The sequence below is a fragment of the Hymenobacter sp. BRD67 genome, assembly GCF_013256425.1.
In the GTDB taxonomy this organism is placed as follows: domain Bacteria; phylum Bacteroidota; class Bacteroidia; order Cytophagales; family Hymenobacteraceae; genus Hymenobacter.
In genome coordinates, this window is record NZ_CP053904.1 from 4,384,899 (window position 1) to 4,407,191 (window position 22,293).

Below are 22,293 nucleotides of genomic sequence, written 5' to 3' on the forward strand. Positions count from 1 at the left end.
GCAGTATATAGAAAAAGATGAAAAGTATGGCCAAAGAACGTAGCTTGCGGCTGGCTGAATGCTAGGCTATTCCTTACTTAATGCTCTCTGCTACTATGCGCAATCTTTTACTAGTGTTGGCTTTAATGCTGAGTTTTATAACCGGGCAGGCAGCGCCGCTGGCCGATACTGCCCGCGCCCGCCCCGCCTTTAATGTAGAGGCTGCCACCCAGCACTACCTCGATACCCTGACGCCGGCCCAGAAAGCCCGGTCAGACGCTTATTTTGAAGGTGGCTACTGGCTGCAGCTCTGGAGCGTGGTGTATGCGCTGGGGGTGGCGGGCGTGTTTCTGGGGTTGGGTTTATCGCGCCGCCTGCGCGAATTAGCGGGCGGCTGCCCCGGCCCTGGCTGCGCACCTGGGCCTACGCGGCGCTGTATCTGCTCGCCTCGTTCGTGCTCAGCCTGCCCTGACGGTGTACGAGGGCTACGTGCGGGAGCACTACTACGGCCTCTCGAACCTGACCTTCGGGCCTGGCTGGGCGAAACGCTGACCAGCTTGGCCCTGACCCTGGTTTTTGGTAGCTTGCTACTGGTGGCTCTATATGCGGCCATCCGGCGCACCGGGGCCAGCTGGTGGCTGTGGGGCACGGCTATCGTGAGCGTTTTTCTGGTTATCTCGGTGGCGGTGGGGCCGGTGTTCATCAGCCCGCTGTTCAACAAGTACACGGCGGTGCCAGCCGGGCCCGTGCGCGATGGTATTCTGTCTATGGCTCGCGCCAATGGCGTGCCCGCCGACAACGTCTACTATTTTGATGCCTCCAAGCAAAGCAAGCGCATCAGCGCCAATGTCAGCGGCCTGGGCAGCACTATTCGGGTATCGCTCAACGATAACCTGCTGCACCGCTGCACGCCTGCCGAGATACAAGCGGTAATGGGCCACGAGCTGGGCCACTACGTGCTGAATCACATTCCTAAAATGCTGGTATTCTTCGTGGTGCTGCTGGCGGTAGCCTTTCGGCTGGTCGATTGGGCGTTTGGCTGGCTGGTGGCGCGCTACGGGCCACGGTGGGGCATTGCCGGGCTGGCCGACGTAGGCAGCCTGCCGCTGCTGGTTGCGCTATTTTCAGTGGCGGGCTTCCTGGCTACCCCGCTAACCAATACCATTGTGCGAACGAGTGAGCAGGAAGCCGATATGTTTGGCCTGAATGCCGCCCGCCAGCCCGATGCCTTCGCGGCAGTGGCCATGAAGCTCTCCGAATACCGAAAAATTGCCCCAACCCCGCTCGAAGAAATGATTTTCTTCGACCATCCCAGCGGGCGTACCCGCGTGCAATCGGCCATGCGCTGGAAAGCCGAGCACCTGGCCGACCGCTAGGGATTGCCTGGATATCCAACTAGCTCCGTACATCAACTTGAAAATATGCTTTAAGCCGGCACCGAAAAAGCCCTTGGTTGTGAGTAGCAGAATTCTGCTGCTCACAACCAAGGGCTTTTTCGGGAAGCTAAGCTGAGCGTGAAGCCTGGCTAGTGTTTAGGCATCGTCACCTGTGGGCGACCCACTTTGATAACACCTCGGTGGCCTTTCATTTGCTGCTTTTTCTTGAAGCGCTTATGGTAGCGCCAGCGGCCTATTACGCCCATGCGCCGCCAGCGCTTGCGGGCATCACCCCGGTGCTTGTAGGAAGAGTAGCGCGGCCGATGGTGGCCCGGGCGCGGCCGGGCCTCGACCGAATAGCCGGTCACCAGGCTCAGGATTAAAAGTAGTAGCGTAACGAAGCGCAGCATCATAGGCAGCAGAAAAGAAGTGGCAAGCGGAGGCTAACGCCCCGCCAGTGCTGGTAGTACGTACGCACTCACTTACAGTTGAGATTGAGCCGCGCACCTGTTCTTTACTGGGCACTGCCGGCCATTTGCAGCGGCGGCGCGGCCTGCTCTACATTGGCCGTGCGTGGGAAGGCCAGGAAGTGCGTAATGCGCGGCGGCGCATCGCCCCGATGAAAGCGCCGCACCTCGCCCTCAATCGTCTGGTCATCGCGGGTGAAGCGGTGGTGCTGGCGCTCGTGCTCGGCCCAGGTGGCCACGTAAAAGAACTCGGTAATGCGCGTAGGCTGGCTCACGTCGGTAAAAACGCCGGCCCGCAGGGCCCCGTCGCGCAGGCGCAGGCGGGTAAGCTGCTGCGCCGCCACCCGAAACGCAGCGTGGTCGGCGGGTGCCACCTCGTAATCTATCATTACAACAACAGGACCATCGTCGGGGTCAATTTCTGCTTCCAGCGCGGGCAGCTGGTCGCTCCACGGCTCGGCCGGCGAAAAGTCGAGGCCCTCGGGCTGGTGCATGGGGAAAGGCAGCGCCAGCACCAGGCTGGCCAGCATCCAGCCGCCCGCTATCAGCAGCGCCAGCAGCAGGCTAGCGCGGTCGGCCAGCTCGCCCCACATAATGCTGCCCAGGCTCAGCCCGGCCTGAAATACCAGCATGTACATGCTTACTACCCGCGCCTGCACCCATTTGGGCACGTGCAGCTGCACGCTGGTGCTAAAGCTGGTCATGGTAATAAGCCAGGCGGTGCCCGACAGGAACATGAGTGGAAACAGCCAGTATTCGCCCGGCAGCAACGCCAGGCCAACATTAGTGCCCACGAACACAAACGAGCCCAGCAGCACCCGCTGGTTGAGGTTGAGCCGGTGACCGATTTTCCCAATCAGAAAGGCGCCTGATACAGCGCCCGCGCCCAGCCACGACAGCATTACGGCGTACGAGCCGGATTGCAGATTCAGCCGCCGTGCTACCACTACCGACAGCAGCGCCCACATGGCGCTGGCCCCAAACGAAAACGCAAACGTGCGCACCAGCACCGCAATAATGGGCGGCGAATATTGCACATACCGAATGCCGGCCCGCAGTGCCCCGAGAAGTTTTCGGCTGGACCACCGTCGTCCTGGCTTTCGCGCCGCCAGCGAAATACTACCATCCAGGTGCCCACAAACGACACGCCGTTGAGCACAAATACCCAGCCCGGCGAGTAGTAGGCAATGATAATACCGCCCAGCGCCGGCCCGATGGCGCGGGCAATATTGTTGCTCACGCCATTGAGCGTAATGGCAAACGGCAGCACCGGCCGGGGCACCAGCTCGGTGGTTACGGTCTGCCAAATCGGCCCGTTGAGGGCCGAGCCCATGCCCAGTAAAAACGTAAAGCCCAGCACGTCGATGGCGCTAACGGCCCCCGACAGTGTAAACAGGCCCAGGCCCAGCGCCACTACCGCCATAAAGCCCTGCGTAAAAAGCAGCAGCCGCCGGCGGTCGATGAGGTCGCCGATAGCGCCGGCCGGCATACTCAGCAGGAAAGCCGGAAGGCTGGTGGCGGTCTGCATCAGGGCTACCAGCAGGGCGGAGGTGGTAAGCGTAGTGACGAGCCACACCCCGGCTACGTTCTGCATCCAGGTGCCCACGTTGCTGACCAGCGAGGCAATCCAGATGGCCCGAAAAAGGCTGTAGGTAAACGGAGTGCGCAAGCCAGGGCGAGGCCCGGCCGCAGGCGAAGAAAGCGTAGGAGTCATGCTCAAGTAATAAGCCGGTAGCACCTACGAAGTTCGGCCGCGGCCGGGTTATGGCGCGGGCTGCCGGGGCTTATTTTACCACCAGCTGCCGCACCAGCGCCCCCTGCTTCGAGTCGAGGCGCAGTAAATAGATACCCAGCGGCAGGTTGCTCAAGTCCAGCTCCCGCGTGCCGGTGGGCACCGCCTGCGGGGTCTGGCGCAGCACTTCCCGGCCCAGGGCGTCGAGCACCGTAAGCGGGGCCGCCGCCAGCGCCGGCTCGGAGGGCGAGCTGATAACAAAGCGTCCGCTCGGGCTGGGGTTGGGCGACACCGTAAGCTGGGCTTGCAGGCCGGCATCGGCGCGCACAGCCAGGCCAGTGCCGATAAACGAGATATCGTCGAGCTGCAGCGCGGTGCCCGCCTGAATGGTCTGGGCATTGCCCGAGGCTGCGTAGATGGTAACCGAGTCGGGCAGGGCGCTGGAGGAGTAGTTGAGCGTAAGCGTGCCCAGTGTATACCCTCCGGTAGTGGGGGCGAGAGTAGCATCGGCCTCCCCGATTAGCGTAGAAGTTCCATTGACCGAGCGCGTTAGAACTACCTGAATGGCTGCCTGGTCGGTAGCTGCGCCGGGGCCCGTAAGCTTGTAGTAAAACTGCATCTGGGTGGGCCGGGCCGTGTACGGCAAGCCCCATAAAAATTGTACTGGGCATCAGTCGTCACACGGTTGCCCAACACCAGATAGCCCGGCAATACTACAGAGCCCCCACTGTTGGTGGGCAGGCTTTGCGACGTTAGCTTGGCCGCGTAAAGGCCGCTATGGGCATCCGTAACCTTGGTTACCGTGCCGGTATTGTAGTAGCTCCCGGCCGGGGCATGGTTAATAGCTGCCAGAATATTGTCGGTGGTCTGCCAGTTAACGGGCGCTTCCACCGTATTCGTGGTAGCCCAGTTTTCAAACCCATTATTAGGGATGTTCTGGGCACTGGCCAGGCGGCTGGTACCCAGCACCAGCAGCAACAGGGCGAATGACTGTACGAGTGTTTTCATATATAGTAAATTTATATTTTTGATAGGCCGGTGCTCAGGTCGGCATTCACTTTAGCAAACGCAAGTTTGGCGTGGCAGGGTAAGCATTTTATGAATTTTATTTTTGCAGCCACTGACGCAGGTATTGATACACCTCCACGTTGTGAAGCAGGCCCCCGTGGTGCTGCCCGAAGCGGGCAGTACGCACGCTGGTGCCGGGCGGCAGCTCAGTTTCGTCGCTGAACTGCCGGCCCCGGCCGCTGGCCGCGCCCACCAGGCCATCGCCAAAATACTCGCGCAAAAGCTGGGGCCGGCCGGCGCGCAGCCAGTCGCCCACCAGCACGTGGTAGCGAATACCGGGCAGCAGCGGCACTACCGTGCGGGGCCGCGGCAGGGCCGGGTCGTCGGGCTGCTGCCAGTCCTCATCCACCAGCAGGGCCTGGCCCAAATCCTTAATGCCGTTGGAGCGCCGGGCAATGGCTTCGCTCACGAAGCGGGTGGGGAAGAGGTTGATGCGCCGTAGCAGGCGCTCGACCAGCTGGCCGTTTTGCTCCAGGTACGAGCCCTCGTGCGGTACGCCCAGCAGAAAAACTGACCGCAGGTGAGTCAGCCAGGGCGCTTTTTCGGGGGCGCCTGCCTTTTCCTGGTGGTGCTGTGGGCCGGCAGCTCACTGCCATAGTAGCCTGCCGAGCGAATGATAAGCCCGCCCATGCTGTGGCCCGCCAGCACCAGTTCGCCCACGGCTTCGGGTAGGTTTCGACCAGCTCGGTAAGCAGCCGGCTAAGGGCACGGCCGTTTTCGGAGATGTGCAGGCCCGAGTTGTAGCGCAGGTAGAGCGGCCGGCAGTTGGTTTCGGCGGCCAGGCGGGGCCGTAGCGCAGCGGCCCGCCTGCCTCATCCTGAAAGCCGGTTTGCCAGATAAGCTCATCGCCCATGAGGCCATGTACAAACACGAGGGTTTGCTGGTTGCGCTCGCTCAGGCCCAGCTCGGCTACCGGCACATCGTGGCCGCCGCGCCGGAAGCTCATGACAATGGCGCGCGGGTCATGGCGGGCGGCCAGCTGGTCGCCCAGCGCCCCGTTTAGCACCGGCTGAAAAAAATGCTGATGCGCCCGCCCGGCCTGGTAAAGCAGCGTGGCGCCGCGCACGGGCAGCAGGGCCGTGCGGGCCAGGGCAGTAAGGGTGCGGCGCAGCATAAGCAGGCAGGAAATGAAAGAAAAAGTGACGGAAGTAAACAGCCGAACGGCTCAGAAGGTAGCAAGCGTAAGCGTGACCTTGCGCTATACGCGGCTTTTCAGTTGCGCTGGCAACTAAAATTCCGGGGTACGTCCAAGAGTATTGGCGGCCGGGCCGCATCTTTGCACCTGATAAACTACCCGCTCTCAGCATGAACTTCTCTTTTCGCCCTGTCCTGGCCATTTTACTGCTGGGCAGCTCTGCTACTTTGCTCACCGCCTGCGACTACGCCTCGCTCAGCCCCGGCAAAAACCCGCAACACGAGGAAGGCTTTACCAACCCCAACGGCTATACCAATGCCGATATCAACCGCGACAGTATTAATAATAAGCAGACCGTGACCAAGCCCGTAGGCGTGGGCTCGGCTACGGCCATCAAAAAAGGCTCGGTGCAGGATAAGCTCAATTCGGCCCCGTCCGGCAACAGCGCATCGTCGCCCCAAGATGCCAGCGGCAAGCCTGCCTCGGCCAACCAAGCCCAGCCCAAAAGCACTATGTAGCCCGCCACAAGCTGCTTTATACCCAAAGAGCTCGCTGCCCACCGGCAGCGGGCTCTTTGGTATTTGGGGCGGGTGCTGCTTAAAGCGGCGTGGGTAGCTGCCCCGGCCGGGCGTAGCCGAAGCGCACCGGCGGCGCTACCGCGTGGTAGCCATCGAGGCCCGAGATGGCGGCTTCGCCCAGCACGGCCAGGTCGAGGGTGCCGTCGGGCCGTAGGGCTTCGGGCCGCAGGTATACGTGCTCGACGGTGCCCACCAGCAGCAGCGTACCATTGAAAATGGCGTGCTCCTCGTGCAGGCGCAGCCCGATGCTGAGCGGACTCTCCGCGACGTAGGGAGCAGGGAAGCCGTCGCGGAAATCGGCCGTGAAGCCGCAGGCCTCAAACTCCGATACGTCTTCAAAATTGGCCGAAGTGTAGTGGGCCTGCGCCGCCAGGCTCAGGGGTACGTGGTTGAGAGTGTAGCAGCCGGCATTATCCTTGATGTTCTGGTAGGTATGGCGCGGCACGGTGGTGGGGCGGGTTACCATACCCAGCACGGCCGGGTCGGAGCCCAGGTGCAGCACCGAGCTGAAAATGGCCAGGTTGGTGCGGCCATCAGGCGCGGCCGTGCCCACCAGGTTGGCCGGCTTGTAGCCTGGCAGGCCATTGACGAAGTTGAGCCGGTAGATGCGTTCGAAAGCCGCGATATCGGCGGCGGTAAGGTGCTGCATTATATAGTTAATACTTAATGTTTTGAATGAGTTAGCCGGGAGTGTTACCTACTCGGCCAGAGGCTCCACTACCAGCGGGCCAGCCCCCACGTACGTTTTTTCCGTGAGGCGCGTAGCTACCAGCGCAAACAGAACCAGGTTTACGGCCATTAGTCCTACAAAAAACCAGTAATAATTGGCCCCCTGAAACCGGGCAAAAAAGCCGCCCCGCGCAATGCTGCTGTTCATCAGGGCCAGAAAATAGTTGCCACCCGCGATGGTGAGCAGCCACAGCGAGGTCATGAGGCTTTTGAAGGCCGGTGGCGAGTGCGTGTAGGCGTATTCCAGACCCGTAACGGCTACCATAATGGTGCCGCCCGCTACCACCAGGTACGCCAGCACCTGCCACCACACCGAGGGGCTGCCGCCCACATCGAGGCCGTGCTGCACCCCGGCGATGATGCACATGGCCAGCGCCACCAGCACCATGCCCACACCCATGCGCCGCAACGGCGTGGCCCGCACCCCGCGCCGCTCCAGGGCGGGGTAAATGCGGTAGGTGAGCAGCGGGTTGAGCCCGATGCCAAACACGATACCCAGAATCTGGAGCTGCTCGGGCAGCGGGGCGTAGCCGGGCCACAGCTGGCGGTTGAGGTGCGCGGCTTGCAGCACCCATTCCGATACGCTTTGGTCGTAGAGCGCCCACAGCACCGGAATAAACAGAAAGATGACGCCCACCCGGCGCAGGGCGGCGCGGTCTTCGCCGGGGCCCAGCGTCTGGCGCAGGCCGGCCAGCAGGCCGGTGGGCGGGCGGCGCACGTACTGGCGGCGGCCCAGCCAGAAGGTGAGGGCCGCCGCGCCCATTAGCAGGCCCGGCACGCCGAAGGCCCAGGCTGCCCCGGCGCGGGCGTACAGCTCCGGGATAAAGGCCGTGGACAGCGCCGCGCCCACATCAATAGCCAGCTGAAACCAGCCGTAGGCCTTGGGCAGCAGGTGCGCGTTGTGCTGATCGAACTGGTCGCCCAGGTTGGCCGTCACGCTCGACTTGATGCCGCCCATGCCGATGGCAATTACGAGCAGGCCCGCCTGAAAACCCAGCAGATTGTCGGTGTACGCGGCCAGCAGCGCGTGCCCGCCGCAGTAGAAGACAGATAAATACAGAATAACTCGGTATTTGCCCAGCACCCAGTCGGCCAGCAGCGCGCCCAGCACCGGCAGGGCGTAGCCCAGAGCCGCAAACGAGTGCACAAAGTCGTTGGCGCGGGCCTCGGCGCCGGCCGTGAGCCCGGCGCTGTGCGAAGGGTTGAAAAACTGCGCCACCAGAAATGTGGGCAGGATGGCCCGCATCCCGTAATAGCTGAAGCGCTCGGCCACCTCATTGCCAATAATGAACGGAACGGCTTTGGGAAAGCGGGCAGTCAACGTAGCAGAGGCCATAGGGCAGAGCCGGCAGGCGAGGCAGAAGTGCCCGCGGCTTCCGTAGCCTGGCCCGTGCCCCATCGCGGCGGAGCAATTTACCGGAAAATTAGCTTCTTAGCTCGTCGGCAGCCGGTCGAGGCACAGGCGGTTGCGCTGCAGGTGTATTACCAGCGTAATAATGTAGAGGCCATACAGCAGCTGGTCGCCCACGAGGCTCCATTTTTCGAGCAGGCTACTGCCAACTACCAGGCTGATAATCAACAGCATGGCTGCCATCAGCGCCGGCCGGGTGAGCAGGCCAAGTACCAGCAGCAGGCCAATTCCACCCTCCACAAACGGCAGCACCGTGGCGAAGGCGCTCACCAGGCCCGGCGGCAGGGGCGAGGCGGCAAACTCTTTCAAGATTCCGGCCCGGAAAACCGGCAGCTTCGGTAGGCGCACCAGGCCGTGCATCAAAAAGTTAACCCCCAGCAGCAGGCGGCCCAGCACAAAGGCCAGTTCAAAGTTATTGAGTTTCATAAAGTAAAAGCTTCGCAACTTGCCTGGCCTTACGCGCGGGGCTGCTCCGGCGTTCGCCTTTTCTACTTCTACTTTAAGCGGGCTTTTATGTGCCAATATATAAAAAAACTAATATTTCGCGTAGCGCTGGCGCTTCCCCTGGCGGCAGAGGCGCAGACAATGCCTGCCCCCATTTCGGAGGCGGGCCGGGTTTTGTTCGCCGGCTCTCCTACGCCGCAGCTGGTAGCCAGGCAGTTTGCTTTTACCGAAGGCCCGGCCGTAGACCGCCACGGCAATGTGTTCTTCACCGACCAGCCCAACGATAAAATCTGGAAATACAGCACCGACGGCCGGCTCAGCGTTTTTCTGAGTCCGGCCGGCCGGTCCAACGGCTTGTATTTCGATAAGCAAGGCAACCTCATTGCCTGCGCCGATGCCGACAACCAGCTTTGGTCTATCAGCCCCGATGGTAAAACGAAGGTACTGGTTGATAAGGTAGCCGGGCAGCGCCTCAACGGTCCCAACGATGTGTGGGTCAGCTCGAAAGGCGGCCTGTACTTCACCGACCCGTACTACAAGCGCGACTACTGGACTGCCCCGCGGGCCGCGCCCAGCGGGCAGTATGTGTATTACCTGGCCGCGGGCAGCCCGCAGCCGGTGGCCGTCGAAACCACGCTGCGCAAGCCCAACGGCCTCATCGGTACGCCCGACGGCCGCACGCTCTACGTGGCCGACATCGAAGGCAATAAAACTTACCGCTACCGCCTGGGCGCAACGGGTGAGCTGCTTGATAAGCAGCTGTTTGTGGAGCAGGGCTCCGATGGTATGACGCTCGACGAGCGCGGCAACGTGTACCTCACCGGCCAGGGCGTTACTATTTACAGCCCGGCCGGCGAGCGCCTGGCCCACCTCGACGTGCCCGCCGCCTGGACGGCCAATATCTGCTTTGGCGGACGCGATATGCGCACGCTGTTCATCACGGCTTCGGAAGCCGTTTTTACGGTGCCCATGCGGGTGCGCGGCATCCGGTAGGCCGGGCCGGCGAGGCGAGAAACCTTCTGAAAGCTAAACGAGTACCTGTCGGGTACCCGATTACCAGTCAGCAATAATTTTCGCTATCGCATGAACACTACTTGCTGTCGGCGGCCCGTGTTGCGGGTGCGCCTGCTGGCCCTGCTGGGCCTGAGCTTCGCCAGCCCGGTATGGGCACAGCTGCCCGCCACAACTACCGTGGCGCTTACGGTGCCGGCCGGCCTGGCCAGCTCGCCCTTCAATACGCCCCGCTCGATGCAGGTGCCGGCGGGCTTTGCCATTGCCGTGTACGCGCGGGTGCCGGGAGCGCGGTTTCTGGCCATTACGCCCGATGGAAATTTATTGGTGTCGCAGCCCGGCGCGGGCAAGGTGGCGCTGGTGCGGCCCGGCAGCGCGGGCGGCGCGCCGGTGATAACGGACTTTGTAACTGGTCTGCGCAACCCACACGATATGGTATTTCACACCATCGGCGGCACCACGTACCTCTACCTGACGGAGAGCAACCAGATAAACCGCTACGTGTACCACGCCGGCGACCTCACCGGCCAGAGCCGGCAGGTTATCATTACGGGGCTGCCCGATGCCAGTACGCCCGAGCTGCAAGGCGCCTACGCGCACGCTCTCAAAAACATTGCGCTCGATAGCAACGACAAGCTTTACGTGAGCATTGCTTCCAGCTGCAACGCCTGCCTGACGGACACGCAGAGCGACCCCATTCGCGGGGCCATTTACCAGTATGATGCCGATGGCAGCAACCGCCGCCTCTTCGCGCGTGGGCTGCGCAATGCTGAGGGCCTGGCCTTTATTCCGGGCACCAACACGCTATGGGTGGCGGTGAATAACCGCGACAATACGCCGTATCCTTTTGATGACGGCACCGGCAAGTACGGGCAGGTTATTCCCGATTACGTCGACAACCACCCGCCCGACGAGTTTACCAAAGTAACCGATGGCGCCAACTACGGCTGGCCATTTTACAACCCCAACCCCGATACCAGCACCGGCCTAGACAACATGCCCTTCGACCGCGACTACGACTGGAACCGCGACGGCCACGTGGACCTGGCCGGCATGACGCGCATCAGCAAGGGCATTCAGGCGCATTCGGCGGCACTGGGCCTCACTTTTTTGCAGGGCACCCGGTTTCCGGCGGCCTACAACAACGCCGCCGTGATAGCGCTGCACGGCTCCTGGAACCGCCAAACGCCGACGGGCTACAAGGTTGTCTATTTCCCCTGGGATGCTGCCACCCAAACCCCCGGCGCGCAGGCCGACCTGGTGACGGGCTTTATCGACGGCAGCGGCGCCTGGGGCCGGCCCGTCGATACGGCCGTTGACCCGCAGGGCCGGCTCTTTATTTCCGATGACCAGAGCGGCACCATCTACCAGCTCAGCGCGCCGGCCGGGGCGCTGGCTACCGCTGGCGCAGCCGCGCCGGCCAGTCTGGCCCGGCTCTACCCCAACCCCACCAGTGCCGGAGCTACCACGCTCGACCTCACGGGCCTGCCCGCCGGCACCTACCGCGTAACGCTGCTCGACCTGCTGGGCCGCGTTGTGCAGCCGCCGGCGCGCTACCTCGGCGGCACCCGCGCTTTAGTAGAGGCATCTTCGCTGGCGCCTGGTACCTACCTGGTGCGAATTCAGGGCGAGCAGCTTGGGCAGGTGCTGCGCCTGGTGCGGAATTAACTTCCCCACGCATAATTTTTAAGCCCTGCTTTATACCTGCGTAGATTTTTGGTTAAAAGGATATTAATAATATAGAAGTTTGCTTATGGTTCAGGTTGCGGCCTGCGGGCGGGGTAGCCGTTGGCCGATGCTAACCGTACCATCCTTTCTGGCGGTGCCTGCGGCAGTGCCGGCTTTCGTCTTTCCACTTTTAGTTAGCTGCCTATGTTATCCAACCACGCCTCGCGGGCCAGTACGCCCGACTTTATGCCCGTTGTAGCCGGGCTGTACGCACTGCGAAATATATTCGTAAACCTCTATTATGTAGAAGCCGAGCCCACGGCCGGGCAGGCGCGGGCGGCTTGGGTGCTGATTGATGCCGGCCTGCCGGGCGCTGCTTCCAAAATAAGGCGGCACGCCGAAGAGGTATTCGGGCCGAACAACCCGCCGACGGCCATTATCATGACCCACGCGCACTTCGACCACGCCGGCGGCCTCGACGGGCTGCTCGAAGCCTGGCCCGATGTGCCCGTCTACGCGCACCCGCTGGAGCTGCCTTACCTTACCGGCCGGTCGAGCTATCCGCCGCCCGACCCTACCGTGGGCGGCGGCCTCATGGCCTGGAGCTCGTTTCTCTACCCCAAGCACCCCTACGACCTCGGCAGCCGGGTACACGCCTTACCCGCCGATGGCAGCGTACCTGGCCTGCCCGGCTGGCGCTGGGTACACACGCCCGGCCACACGCCCGGCCACGTCTCCTTCTTCCGCGATAGCGATAAAGTACTGGTAGCCGGCGATGCCTTCACGACTGTGGTGGGCGAGTCGGGGCTGGCTACGCTCACGCAGAAGCAGGTGGTGCACGGCCCGCCCGCGTATTTCACGCCCGACTGGGATGCGGCCCGCTTGTCGGTGGCTACGCTGCTGAGTCTGGCCCCTCAGGTAGCGGCTACCGGCCACGGCATTGCCATGCACGGCGACGAGCTGCTGCAGCAACTGGAGCAGCTGGCCGTAACTTTCAATGAGGTGGCCCGGCCCAAGATTGGCCGTTACGCCCACGAGCCCGCTACCGCCGATGCCAGCGGGGTTCGCTCGGTGCCGCCCCCATTAGTTAGCCCCTGGCTGAAAGGTGTGGCCGTGGCCGGCCTGGCCCTGGCGGCCCTGGCCCTGGCGGGTACTGGGAAAAAGCGCAAAAAGGAAAAGAAAGCCTATCGGGCTCCTTACCGCGATAACCCGGCCCGGCCCGTGCCGGCGAGGCGCTGGTAAGGAGCCTAAAAAAAGGCGGGCAATTGCCCGCCTTTTTTTAGGCTCCTTACCAGTGGGTTATTTCTGCGAAGCGGCCCAGGCGTCCATCTTCTTTTCGAGCACGGCCAGCGGCATAGAGCCATCTTTTAGCAGCTCGTCGTGGAAGTTGCTGAGCTTGAACTTGCTGCCGAGCTGCTGCTCGTATTTGGCGCGCAGCTCCCGGATTTTAAGCTGGCCGATTTTGTAGCCCAGCGCCTGGCCCGGAATGGCCATGTAGCGCTCGATGGCCGACGTAGCTTCGTCGGGCGTGGTGCTCAGGTTGTTGAGCAGGTAGGCAATGGCCTCTTCGCGGCTGAGCTGGCGTGAGTGCAGGCCGGTATCCACCACCAGGCGCACGGCGCGCAGCATCTCATCGCCGAGCGCGCCCATGCGCTGGTAGGGGTCTTTATAGAGGCCCAATTCTGACCCGAGGCTCTCGCAGTACAGCGCCCAGCCTTCCACGTAGGCGTTCTGGCCGCCGAAGCGGCGGAACTTGGGCAGGCTGGTGTTTTCCTGCTGCAACGAAATCTGGTAGTGGTGGCCCGGAATGGCCTCGTGCAGAAACAGCGACTCCATGCCCGAAGTAGTGGCAAACTTGGTGGCATCCGGAATCGGCACGTAGAAAATACCCGGCCGCGAGCCGTCCGGCGAGCCCTGGTTGTACTCGGCCGAAGCGGACGCCTCGCGGAATTTCTCGGTTTCGCGGATTTCAAACGGGGTTTTGGGCACGCGCCCGAACATCGTTTTCAAGTTCGGCAGCATCCGCTGGTGAATGTTCTCGAAGGCGGCCAGCACCTGCTTCGGCGTTTTGAAGGGCCGGAATTTGGGGTCGGTGTTCAGGTACTTGAAGAAGGCCGGCAGGTCGCCTTTAAAGCCGACTTCTGCCTTGATTTTCTCCATCTCGGCCCGGATGCGGGCCACCTCGGCCTGGCCAATCTGGTAGATTTCGGCCGGCGTCTTGTCGGTCGTGGTTTCGTATTTTACGTCGAAGGCGTAGATGTCCTTGCCGCCGGGTATCGCGTCGATGCCGCTCGTGGGGCGCGACTTAGGCAGGTACTCAGTTTTCATAAACGCTCCCATTTTCTGGTAAGCCGGCACCAGCTCGGTCAGGATGGCCTTTTTGTAGGCGTCGGTCAGGCGGGCTTTGTCGGCGTCGGAAAAATCTTTCGGCAGGCGGGCTATCGGGCCGTAGTACAGGCTTTTGGTGGGGTCGGTCACCACGATGTCCTTGGCCGTAAGCTGCGGAATCATGCGCACTACCAGGGCTTTGGGCAGCACCACCCCGGCTTTCAGGCCGGTGCGGAAGTTGGCAATGGCCGAGTCGGTCCAGGCGGTGAAGCCGTTCACCCGGCCCAGCCAGTTGTCGTAGTCTTTCACCGTCTTGAACGGCTGGTTGCCCTGGCCCGAGCCGTACTGCCCCAGCGTGATGGGCAAGCCATAAAACTGGTTGGCCGGCAGCATCCAGGTATTGAGCTTGAGCCCCGCCAGCCCGTGGTTCATCTCGTACTGAAAGATGTCGTAGCTGATTTTATCATTGGCGTTGAGCTTTTCGCGGTCAAATTTCTGGAGCTGGGTGAGGTAGCTCTGGTAGAAGCTGCGCAGCGTGTCGCGGAAAGCGCGGGTCTGGTTGTTGGGCAGCTGGTTGTTGTAGCGATTGTCGCCGTAGGCCGTGGCATCGAGCGGAAACAGCTGCGAATTTTTCTCCCAGTAGCGGTCGAACAAGTCGTTGAGGCCTTTGTCGCTGGTAGTGGCACTCACTTCTGCCTGCGTTTTATCAGCAGTAGAACCCGACTGGCAGCCGGTTAGCCACAGGGCTGCGGCCACCACGGCCGCTTGCGTAAAATATCTCATGAATAAAAAATGAAGTGAAGCAGCTGGCTGCCAGCTGGGTGGGTACTGTCGGGCAAAGATGGCAGCCGATAGCGAAAGCGCCACTACCTAACTGGCTCCATACAAGAAAGGCCCCGGCATGTGCCGGGGCCTTTGCTTAGGCAGACGGTTTAATATATTATTTTTAAATATATTAAACCGTCTGATTACTGTCGTATCAGGCGGCGCGTGCTGGTGCCATCAGGCGTGGTAGCGCGCAGCAGGTACACGCCAGTAGCCAGGCTATGCAGGTCGAGGCTGGTAGTGGTGGTGCCAGCCGCCAGCGTCGTGGTGTACACTGGCTGGCCGAGGGTGTTGAGCACCGTTAGCTGCGTGGCGTGGGTCTGGGCCGGCAGGTCGAGGCGCAACTGGCCATCGGGCGTGGGGTTGGGATAAATGGTAAGGTCAAGGGTAGCCTGACTGCCCACGGTGGCCGTGACGCCAACGGTCACCGCGGCCGATGCCGGCGAAGTGCAGCCGGCGGCCGACGTTACCACCACCGTGTAAGAGCCATTCTGCGTCACACTGATGCTAGGGCCGGTGGTACCGGGCAGCAGCGTACCATTGCGGTAAAACTGGTAGCTGGCGCCCGGCACTACCGGCGTGCTGAGCGTGCTGCCGGTCAGCGTTAGCACGGGCTGGGCAGGCAGGGCATTGATGGTGAGCGTAGTAGTACTGGTTATGGCCGCGCATCCGCCGCCGGCCGCTACCGTATTGGCAATGGTATAAGTGCCGGCTTGGCTGGCGCCCAGGTTCACCGCACCTGTGCTAGGGTTCAGGCTAAGACCGGCCGGCGAGGCCGAGTAGGTGCCGGCCGTGCTGCCGCTGCCAAGCGTGGCCGGGGCCGTGCCGGTAGCGCAATAGCTGGCCTGCGCATAGCTGAAGGCTGCCGTGGCCGGAGCTGTGATAGTAACGCTGGCCGTGCCGGTGCTGGCGCAGGGGCCGGCTACCGAGTAGGTTACGGTGTAGGTGCCCGATGCGCTGGTGGCAGGCGTAATTGCGCCGGTCGTGGCATTGATGGTCAGCCCGGCCGGGGCACTGAACGTGCCGCCCGCCGTGCCCGTGATGGTCGGCGTCACGGGCGTGCCGCTCTGGCAGAAGCCAGTGGCCGGGTAGCTGAAGGTAGCCGTAGTGGCGGGGTTAACCGTCACGGCTACCGCGGCCGAGGTGCTGGTGCAGCCGCTGGCATTGCTTACGCTGACAGTATAAAGCCCGCTGGCGGTGGCCGCATAGGTAGCGGCCGTGGCCCCGCTGATGGGCTGGCCATTGAGCAGAAACTGGTAAGTGCCGCCGCCCGTGGCCGTGAGCACTACCGCGCCCCCGGCGCAGAAAGTGGTGGGCCCGCCGGCCGTAAGCGTGGCCATCGGCGCGGCATTAATTGTGAGCGAAGCCGTGGCCGACACGGCCGCGCACGCCCCCGAAGCCCCGATGGTATTGGTGACGGTGTACGTGCCGGGCTGGCTCTGGCTCAGGTCAACAGCGCCGCTGGAGGCATTGAGGGCCAGGCCCGCTGGCGCGGCCGAAAACAAGCCTGCACTGCCGCCGCCCGCGTAGGTAGGCGCAACCGTGCCCGTAGTGCCGGCGCAGTAGCCCGCCGCGCCCGGATAGCTGAAGGTAGCCACCGGCGCGGCCGTTACCGTGAGGGCGAGCGTAGTGCTGGCCGGGCAGGGGCCCGCCACGGTATACGTAACGGCATAGGTGCCAGCCGTGCTGGTGCTCAGGTTGAGCGTACCAGTGGCCGGGTCGATGCTCAGGCCGGCAGGGGTGGCCGCAAAGGTGCCGCCCGCAGCGCCGGTAATAGTAGGCGTGGCGCTGGCCCCCGAGGTGCAGAACGTGGAGCCCTGTGCGTAGCTAAAGGCGGCGCTCGGCGTGGCCAGAATGGTTACGCTGGTCGTGGTGCTGCCGGGGCAGGGACTACCGCCGACGTAAGTAATGGCATAGGTGCCGGGCTGACTCTGGCCCAGGTTAATTGCTCCGGTGCTGGCATTCAGGCTTAAGCCGGCTGGACTGGCCGTAAAGGTGCCGCCACTGGCTCCGCCCGCTACGGTGGCGCTGGCCGTACCCGCCCCCTGGCAGAAGCTGCTGGCCGAATAAGTGAGCGTAGGCGTGGCAATGGGGTTGACGGTAATGCTGGTAGCTGCCGAGGTGGCCGCGCAGCTGCCGCCATTTGTAATGGTAACGCTGTATGCGCCGCTGGCGGTGGCCGCATAGGTAGCGGCCGTGGCCCCGCTGATGGGCTGGCCATTGAGCAGAAACTGGTAGGTTGCGCCAGCCGCGCCGCCGTTAGCCGTTAGCAGCACTGCGCCGCCCTGGCAGAAGGTCGTCGGGCCGCTGGCGGCCAGCGTTGGTACCGGCACCGGACTAATACTCACCTGCGCCGTGGCCGTAGCGGCCGGGCAGCCGCCCGCGGCCGCTACCGTGTTCGTTATAGTGTAAGCACCGGGCTGACTCTGCGTCAGGTCGATGGCGCCGGTGCTGGCATTGACTACCAGCCCGGCCGGGCTGGCCGTGAAAATACCGGCAGTGGCTCCGGCCGCCAGCGTGGCAGTGGGTGAGGCGCTGCCCGCGCAATATATAGCCGCTCCGTAGCTGAAAGTAGCTACCGCCGGGGCGGTAATGGTAAGCAGTTGGGTGCTCGTGCTGGGGCAGGGGCCACTCACGCTGTAAGTGATGGTATACGTGCCCGGCCGGCTCTGGCCGGGGTTTACAGCCCCGGAGCCGGCATCAAGTGCCAATCCGGCCGGGCTGGCTGCAAATGTGCCGCCCGCTGTGCCCGTGATGGTTGGGGTAATAACACTCCCTGCATTCTGGCAATAGGCAGCGGCCGGGTAGGTGAAAGTGGCCGTGGTAAGCGGATTCATCGTTACGCTCACCGCGGTCGAGGTGCTGGTGCAGCTGCCCCCGTTGCTGATAAGCACGCTATACGCGCCGCTGGCCGTAGCCGAGTACGTGGCCGCCGTGGCGCCCGCAATCGGTTGGCCATTCAGCAAAAACTGATAGGTACTGCCTGTGGTGCCACCACCTGCCGTGAGCAGCACCGCGCCGCCCTGGCAAAAAGTGGTGGGCCCGCCCGCTGCCAGCGTAGCAACCGGCTGGGCCGTCAGCGTTACGCGGGCCGTGGCCGTTACCGGCGAGCAGCCACTGGCCGCCCCCACGGTGTTGGTGACGGTATAGGTGCCGGCCTGGCTCTGGCTCAGGTCGATAGCCCCGGTGCTGGCATTCAGGCTTAGCCCGGCCGGGCTGGCCGTGAAGCTGCCCGCCGTAGCCCCGCCCGCCAGCGTGGCTGCCAGCGTACCCGAGGTGCCCGCGCAGCCAGTTGCCGCAGCGTAGCTGAATCCTGCCGTGGGTGGGGCCGTAATAACAACTGTAGCGGAGGCGCTGCCGGGGCAGGGGCTGCCCGCGGTGTAGGTCACAGTATAGGTGCCCGGCTGGCTCTGCGCCAGGTTGATAGCACCCGTCGTGCTGCCCAGGCTCAGGCCGCCCGGCGTGGCTGTGAAGGTGCCGCCCGTTGGCGACGCGGCCGGAACGGGCGTGGTAGTGCCGCTCTGGCAGTAGCTGCTGCTACCGTAGCTGAGGGTGGGCACCGTGATGGGGTTCACGGTTACGGGAATCGTATTCGATGTTTCTGAGCAGGTATTCGGGTTATACACTACCACGGCGTAACTGCCGCTGGTCGTAACGCTGTACGCTGCGCTGGTAGCGCCGGGTATTTCCACCCCGTTGCGGGTAAACTGGTAGGTGTAGTTGTTGGCGTTGCCACTCACCGAGGTAGAAAGCAGAACGGAGCCGCCCTGGCAGAATACGGTACTGCTACCCGCCGTCAGGCTCACAATATCATTGGCGGTCACGCGCACCACCACCGACGACGAAGTGGCTGAGCACCCAAACGCATCCGTCACACGCACTGAGTAAGTGCCGTTGTTTGTCACGGTGGTGGTGTACGTTTGGCCGGTAGCCCCCGCAATGTCGCGGCCGTTCAGCAAAAACTGGTAGGTATAGCCTGGGCCGCCCGGCCCCGCCACCAGGTAAATAGTGCCCGCGTACAAAAAGTAGTTGGCCCGCTGCTGTTGATGGTGGCCGTAGGGGGCTGATTTACCGTCACGGTGGCCTCGGTAGAAGCCACGGTTGTGCCACTATTATTGCGGACCAGCGCCCGGTATTTGGTGGTTTGCGTCAGGTTGGAAAAGGTATAGGTGCTGGTCGCGCTGTTGGCAATGTCCACGTAGCCGCTGCCCGCATCCTGCTGAAATTTAAGGATGGTGCCCGAGTAGCCCGTCAGCGTCAGGGTGCCCGAGTTGAAGCCCGTGCATACCGTGGTAGTGGCCGGGCTCAGCGTGCCGCCCGTAGGGTCGGTGGTTTGGGCCAGCAGCGAATGCGGCCCCAGGGCCATCAGCAGCCAGCCCAATAGGGCGTACAGCCCGCCCCGGCGTAGAAAATACCTCCCGCAGTGTAGCGTATTTTTCATGAGAAAGAATGGAGAGAGTGAACCGGCCAGCCTATGCAGCAGGCTTGCCCGTACTGACTGGCATTTAGGGCCTGGGTTTAACTTACTAGCAATGAAATGTCTGCCCTCATTCTATCCTCATAAAGCAGGCGGGCGCTGCCGGGTATGCTGCCTTGCCCAATGTCCTGATAGCCAGCTCGCCCAAACAGAAACGTGCCCCCGGTACTGCTCTCAGAGCAGTACCGGGGCACGTTTCTGTTTGGGCAGTACTACCCGTTTTTCAGGCTGGCCTCGTAGTCGTCGAGCTTCTGCAGCGTGCCGCTGATATTCTCGGTAAACAGTGTGATAACGGCCCCGTCCGGGGCGGTAGCCAGCACGTGGTCGATTACATCCATCTCATTTTCTATATATTCGATGGGCAGGTCGGGCTTGTCGAGGCGCAGGCCCCGCGTCATTATCTCGCGCAGAAATTCGGCCGACTTTCCGCGTAAGTCGCGGTCCTGCCGCAAGATAACCTCATCGAAGATGCGCCCGGCAATGCGGGCAAAGCCCAGCGTATCCTCGTCGCGGCGGTCGCCGAGGCCCGATACTACCCCAATCTTGCGGGTGGCCGGGGTGGCGTTCATAAACTCGGCGTATTTAGCAATACCGGCCGTGTTATGGGCGTAGTCCACAATTACCTCAAAGCGTGGGAATTTGTACACGTTCATGCGGCCCGGCGTCTTGGTGGCCGAGGGTACGAAGGTGCGCAGGGCCGTTTTTATCTCGTCCTTATCGAAGCCCGCCAGGTAGCCGGCCAGGGCCGCGGCCAGCGAGTTTTCGATATTGAAGGTAGCCCGCCCGCCAAACGTCACCGGAAACTCGGCTGCCCGGTCGATGCGCAGCTTATACGAATTTTTATAGATGGTAACGTAGCCTTCTTCGTACACCGCGGCTACGCCGCCCGCCTCCACATGCTCCTGAATGCGCGGATTGTGCTCATTCATCGAGAAATAGGCTACGCGGCAATCCACGGTGCGGCCCATCTCATACACCAGGTCGTCGTCGGCGTTGAGCACGGCCCAGCCGTTTTTGCGCACGGTGCGGGGCAGCACCCCCTTCACGGCGGCCATTTCTTCCACAGTATAAATGTCGCGCATGCCCAGGTGGTCGGCCGCTACGTTGGTCACTACCGCAATATCACAGGTGTGAAAGCCCAGGCCCGAGCGCAGCATGCCGCCCCGGGCAGTTTCGAGCACGGCGTAGTTGACAGTCGGGTCGCGCAGCACAAACTCGGCGCTCTGCCCGCCCGTGCAGTCGCCCTTTTGCAGCTGAACCCCTTGAATGTAAATGCCATCGGTGGTTGTAAAGCCCACCTTATAGCCCTTGCTGGCCACCATATGCGCGATAAGACGCGTGGTCGTGGTCTTGCCGTTGGTGCCCGTAATGGCGATAATTGGAATGCGCCCCGTCGCGCCGGGCGGAAACAGCATATCGACTACCGGCGCCGCCACGTTGCGCGGCAGGCCCTCGGTGGGAGAGATGTGCATCCGGAAGCCCGGCGCGGCGTTGACCTCAATGACGGCGCCCCGCGTCTGGTTGAGCGGAATAGCAATGTCGCTGGTTAGCAGGTCGATGCCGCAGATGTCGAGGCCTACAATGCCGGCCACGCGCTCGGCCAGCAGCACGTTGTAGGGATCTACTAGGTCGGTCACGTCGGTAGCCGTGCCACCGGTGCTGATGTTGGCGGTGCTCTTGAGGTACAGCGTTTCGCCGGCCGGCAGCACCGATGCCAGGCTCAGCTCGCGGCCTTTTAGGATATCGAGCGTGTGCTGGTCGGCCTTGATGGCGGTGAGCACTTTTTCGTGGCCCACACCCCGGCGCGGGTCCTCGTTTATTTTGTCAATGAGCTGCTGAATAGTGTGCTGGCCATCGCCGGTGACGGCGGCCGGCGTGCGCTTGGCCGCCGCGATAAGCTTGCCGTTGACGACGAGCAGGCGGTAGTCGTCGCCCTCCACAAACTGCTCCACAATGACGGCCCGTGAGTATTCTTTGGCGGCTTTCAGGCCATCCACGGCGTCCTCCCAGTTCATGATGCGAATGGTAGCGCCCTTGCCGTGGTTGCCGTCGAGCGGCTTGGTCACGATGGGGAAGCCCAGCTCCTCAATGGCCTCGCGCAAGCCCTCTTCCGAGTATACGGTGGTGCCGCGCGGCACCGGCACGCCGCCATCTTCGAGCATGGCCTTGGTGCGGTTCTTATTGCCGGCCACTTCCACGCCCGCGTGCGAAGTAAGATTAGTAGTGGTAGCCCAGATGCGCCGCTGGTTTACGCCGTAGCCGAGCTGAATTATTGAGCTGTTTTTCAGCTGAATATACGGAATATTGCGCATGGCAGCCTCCGTCACGATGCTCTGGGTGCTGGGGCCGAAATATTCATCTTCCCGAATGTCGTGCAGCTCGTCAATCACCGGCTTCAGGTGAAATTCCTCGCCCTGGCACAGAGCCTCTACCAGCTCCACGGCGGACTGGGCCGCGTAGCGGCCGGCGCGCTCTTCCTGGTAGGCAAATACGACGTATTCGACCCCTTCCTCGCGGGCAGGGTAGCTCTTGCCCCAGTACACCGGCATACCGGCCAGGCGCTGCAGCTCCAGCGCGACGTGCTGAATGACGTGGCCCAGCGGCTCGCCATCGGCCAGCTGCTCCTGGGTAAGCGGCGGGTGCTTGGCCAACTGCTTGCTGGAAGGCCGCCCGGAAAGCTGGGGCTGGCCTATCTCAGGCAGCAGTGCGGTCAGCCGCTCGGCAAAGCCGTCGATGGTATTGCTCCATTCACCGGCAAACTCCTGCAAATCAACTTTGCTTACAATTAATCGGTAGTGCTTCACCGACCAGTAGCTCGGCCCGCGCATAGTGCGGAGGTCAATAATCTTCATATAGCCAAAACAAGAATAAGCCGCCGGCCCCGCCAGCGATACGGCAATGTAGGCAGTACAGGCCTTTGTTCGACCGTATTGGCCCTCAAGCCCACGAAAAAGCCCCCGGCGCTTCGGCAGAAGCAGCGGGGCTTTGGAGGTAACGGGCGGATTCGAACCGCCGTAGGAGGTTTTGCAGACCTCTACCTAGCCGCTCGGTCACGTTACCGGCTT

17 protein-coding genes, 1 tRNA gene and 1 pseudogene are annotated in these 22,293 nt (G+C 62.5%); 5 read left to right on the forward strand and 14 right to left on the reverse strand.

Annotation, left to right across the window (positions count from 1 at the left end; genetic code table 11):
* Positions 1-125 precede the first annotated feature (125 nt).
* Positions 126-1,355: a M48 family metalloprotease gene (locus GKZ67_RS20540; RefSeq protein ID WP_173246261.1), complete on the forward strand. Its 1,230-nt coding sequence runs from the start codon at positions 126-128 to the stop codon at positions 1,353-1,355.
* A gap of 149 nt (positions 1,356-1,504) precedes the next feature.
* Here GKZ67_RS20540 and GKZ67_RS20545 read toward each other — a convergent pair whose 3' ends face one another.
* The 6 genes and pseudogenes from GKZ67_RS20545 to GKZ67_RS20575 form a co-directional block, all read right to left on the reverse strand.
* Complete coding sequence (locus GKZ67_RS20545) at positions 1,505-1,768, reverse strand: hypothetical protein (protein ID WP_173246262.1); 264 nt, start codon at positions 1,766-1,768, stop codon at positions 1,505-1,507.
* A 101-nt stretch (positions 1,769-1,869) separates the two neighbouring features.
* Positions 1,870-3,536, reverse strand: a pseudogene (locus GKZ67_RS25410) (MFS transporter).
* A 70-nt stretch (positions 3,537-3,606) separates the two neighbouring features.
* Positions 3,607-4,173, reverse strand: coding sequence for a T9SS type A sorting domain-containing protein (locus GKZ67_RS20560; protein WP_173246265.1), 567 nt, complete (start codon positions 4,171-4,173; stop codon positions 3,607-3,609).
* Positions 4,110-4,562 (reverse strand): hypothetical protein, encoded by a 453-nt coding sequence (locus GKZ67_RS20565; RefSeq protein ID WP_173246267.1) that lies wholly within the window; start codon positions 4,560-4,562, stop codon positions 4,110-4,112. The genes GKZ67_RS20560 and GKZ67_RS20565 overlap by 64 nt, the downstream gene beginning before the upstream one ends.
* A 97-nt stretch (positions 4,563-4,659) precedes the next feature.
* Positions 4,660-5,031, reverse strand: a complete 372-nt coding sequence (locus tag GKZ67_RS20570; RefSeq protein WP_173246270.1) for a hypothetical protein — start codon at positions 5,029-5,031, stop codon at positions 4,660-4,662.
* 177 nt (positions 5,032-5,208) lie between these two features.
* On the reverse strand, positions 5,209-5,736 hold the full coding sequence (locus GKZ67_RS20575; RefSeq protein WP_173246273.1) for a hypothetical protein: 528 nt from the start codon (positions 5,734-5,736) through the stop codon (positions 5,209-5,211).
* Between the two features lie 191 nt (positions 5,737-5,927).
* Here GKZ67_RS20575 and GKZ67_RS20580 point away from each other — a divergent pair, with 191 nt between their 5' ends.
* The gene (locus GKZ67_RS20580) at positions 5,928-6,275 is read left to right on the forward strand and encodes a hypothetical protein (protein WP_173246276.1); all 348 of its coding nucleotides are present in this window, start codon (positions 5,928-5,930) and stop codon (positions 6,273-6,275) included.
* A gap of 79 nt (positions 6,276-6,354) precedes the next feature.
* Here GKZ67_RS20580 and GKZ67_RS20585 read toward each other — a convergent pair whose 3' ends face one another.
* The 3 genes from GKZ67_RS20585 to GKZ67_RS20595 form a co-directional block, all read right to left on the reverse strand.
* The gene (locus GKZ67_RS20585; RefSeq protein WP_173246279.1) at positions 6,355-6,984 is read right to left on the reverse strand and encodes a flavin reductase family protein; all 630 of its coding nucleotides are present in this window, start codon (positions 6,982-6,984) and stop codon (positions 6,355-6,357) included.
* 48 nt (positions 6,985-7,032) lie between these two features.
* Complete coding sequence (locus GKZ67_RS20590) at positions 7,033-8,400, reverse strand: POT family MFS transporter (RefSeq protein ID WP_173246282.1); 1,368 nt, start codon at positions 8,398-8,400, stop codon at positions 7,033-7,035.
* Positions 8,401-8,496: 96 nt separating this feature from the next.
* Positions 8,497-8,901, reverse strand: a complete 405-nt coding sequence (locus GKZ67_RS20595; RefSeq protein ID WP_173246284.1) for a DoxX family membrane protein — start codon at positions 8,899-8,901, stop codon at positions 8,497-8,499.
* A gap of 159 nt (positions 8,902-9,060) precedes the next feature.
* On the opposite strand from GKZ67_RS20595, the gene GKZ67_RS20600 reads away from it, so the two are divergent.
* The 3 genes from GKZ67_RS20600 to GKZ67_RS20610 all read left to right on the forward strand — a co-directional run bounded on the left by GKZ67_RS20600 (position 9,061) and on the right by GKZ67_RS20610 (position 12,840).
* Complete coding sequence (locus GKZ67_RS20600; RefSeq protein ID WP_254244976.1) at positions 9,061-9,912, forward strand: SMP-30/gluconolactonase/LRE family protein; 852 nt, start codon at positions 9,061-9,063, stop codon at positions 9,910-9,912.
* 90 nt (positions 9,913-10,002) lie between these two features.
* Positions 10,003-11,598 (forward strand): T9SS type A sorting domain-containing protein, encoded by a 1,596-nt coding sequence (locus tag GKZ67_RS20605; RefSeq protein ID WP_173246287.1) that lies wholly within the window; start codon positions 10,003-10,005, stop codon positions 11,596-11,598.
* Positions 11,599-11,802: 204 nt separating this feature from the next.
* On the forward strand, positions 11,803-12,840 hold the full coding sequence (locus tag GKZ67_RS20610; RefSeq protein ID WP_217278651.1) for an MBL fold metallo-hydrolase: 1,038 nt from the start codon (positions 11,803-11,805) through the stop codon (positions 12,838-12,840).
* Positions 12,841-12,897: 57 nt separating this feature from the next.
* Here GKZ67_RS20610 and GKZ67_RS20615 read toward each other — a convergent pair whose 3' ends face one another.
* The 5 genes from GKZ67_RS20615 to GKZ67_RS20635 all read right to left on the reverse strand — a co-directional run bounded on the left by GKZ67_RS20615 (position 12,898) and on the right by GKZ67_RS20635 (position 22,288).
* Positions 12,898-14,709: a DUF885 domain-containing protein gene (locus tag GKZ67_RS20615; RefSeq protein WP_173246289.1), complete on the reverse strand. Its 1,812-nt coding sequence runs from the start codon at positions 14,707-14,709 to the stop codon at positions 12,898-12,900.
* Positions 14,710-14,894: 185 nt separating this feature from the next.
* Positions 14,895-18,773, reverse strand: coding sequence for a T9SS type A sorting domain-containing protein (locus tag GKZ67_RS20620; protein ID WP_173246291.1), 3,879 nt, complete (start codon positions 18,771-18,773; stop codon positions 14,895-14,897).
* Positions 18,704-19,192: a hypothetical protein gene (locus GKZ67_RS20625; RefSeq protein WP_173246293.1), complete on the reverse strand. Its 489-nt coding sequence runs from the start codon at positions 19,190-19,192 to the stop codon at positions 18,704-18,706. The genes GKZ67_RS20620 and GKZ67_RS20625 overlap by 70 nt, the downstream gene beginning before the upstream one ends.
* Before the next feature lie 248 nt (positions 19,193-19,440).
* Positions 19,441-22,080 (reverse strand): cyanophycin synthetase, encoded by a 2,640-nt coding sequence (gene cphA, locus GKZ67_RS20630; protein WP_173246296.1) that lies wholly within the window; start codon positions 22,078-22,080, stop codon positions 19,441-19,443.
* 134 nt (positions 22,081-22,214) lie between these two features.
* Positions 22,215-22,288: transfer RNA gene (locus tag GKZ67_RS20635), tRNA-Cys, on the reverse strand.
* Positions 22,289-22,293 lie beyond the last annotated feature (5 nt).

Coding starts and splice junctions, on each gene's coding strand:
- GKZ67_RS20540 (WP_173246261.1), top strand. CDS start 126: ATGCTGAGTTTTATAACCGGGCAGGCAGCGCCGCTGGCCGATACTGCC.
- GKZ67_RS20545 (WP_173246262.1), bottom strand. CDS start 1,768: ATGATGCTGCGCTTCGTTACGCTACTACTTTTAATCCTGAGCCTGGTG.
- GKZ67_RS20560 (WP_173246265.1), bottom strand. CDS start 4,173: ATGCAGTTTTACTACAAGCTTACGGGCCCCGGCGCAGCTACCGACCAG.
- GKZ67_RS20565 (WP_173246267.1), bottom strand. CDS start 4,562: ATGAAAACACTCGTACAGTCATTCGCCCTGTTGCTGCTGGTGCTGGGT.
- GKZ67_RS20575 (WP_173246273.1), bottom strand. CDS start 5,736: ATGCTGCGCCGCACCCTTACTGCCCTGGCCCGCACGGCCCTGCTGCCC.
- GKZ67_RS20580 (WP_173246276.1), top strand. CDS start 5,928: ATGAACTTCTCTTTTCGCCCTGTCCTGGCCATTTTACTGCTGGGCAGC.
- GKZ67_RS20585 (WP_173246279.1), bottom strand. CDS start 6,984: ATGCAGCACCTTACCGCCGCCGATATCGCGGCTTTCGAACGCATCTAC.
- GKZ67_RS20590 (WP_173246282.1), bottom strand. CDS start 8,400: ATGGCCTCTGCTACGTTGACTGCCCGCTTTCCCAAAGCCGTTCCGTTC.
- GKZ67_RS20595 (WP_173246284.1), bottom strand. CDS start 8,901: ATGAAACTCAATAACTTTGAACTGGCCTTTGTGCTGGGCCGCCTGCTG.
- GKZ67_RS20600 (WP_254244976.1), top strand. CDS start 9,061: ATGCCTGCCCCCATTTCGGAGGCGGGCCGGGTTTTGTTCGCCGGCTCT.
- GKZ67_RS20605 (WP_173246287.1), top strand. CDS start 10,003: ATGAACACTACTTGCTGTCGGCGGCCCGTGTTGCGGGTGCGCCTGCTG.
- GKZ67_RS20610 (WP_217278651.1), top strand. CDS start 11,803: ATGTTATCCAACCACGCCTCGCGGGCCAGTACGCCCGACTTTATGCCC.
- GKZ67_RS20615 (WP_173246289.1), bottom strand. CDS start 14,709: ATGAGATATTTTACGCAAGCGGCCGTGGTGGCCGCAGCCCTGTGGCTA.
- GKZ67_RS20625 (WP_173246293.1), bottom strand. CDS start 19,192: ATGAAAAATACGCTACACTGCGGGAGGTATTTTCTACGCCGGGGCGGG.
- cphA (WP_173246296.1), bottom strand. CDS start 22,080: ATGAAGATTATTGACCTCCGCACTATGCGCGGGCCGAGCTACTGGTCG.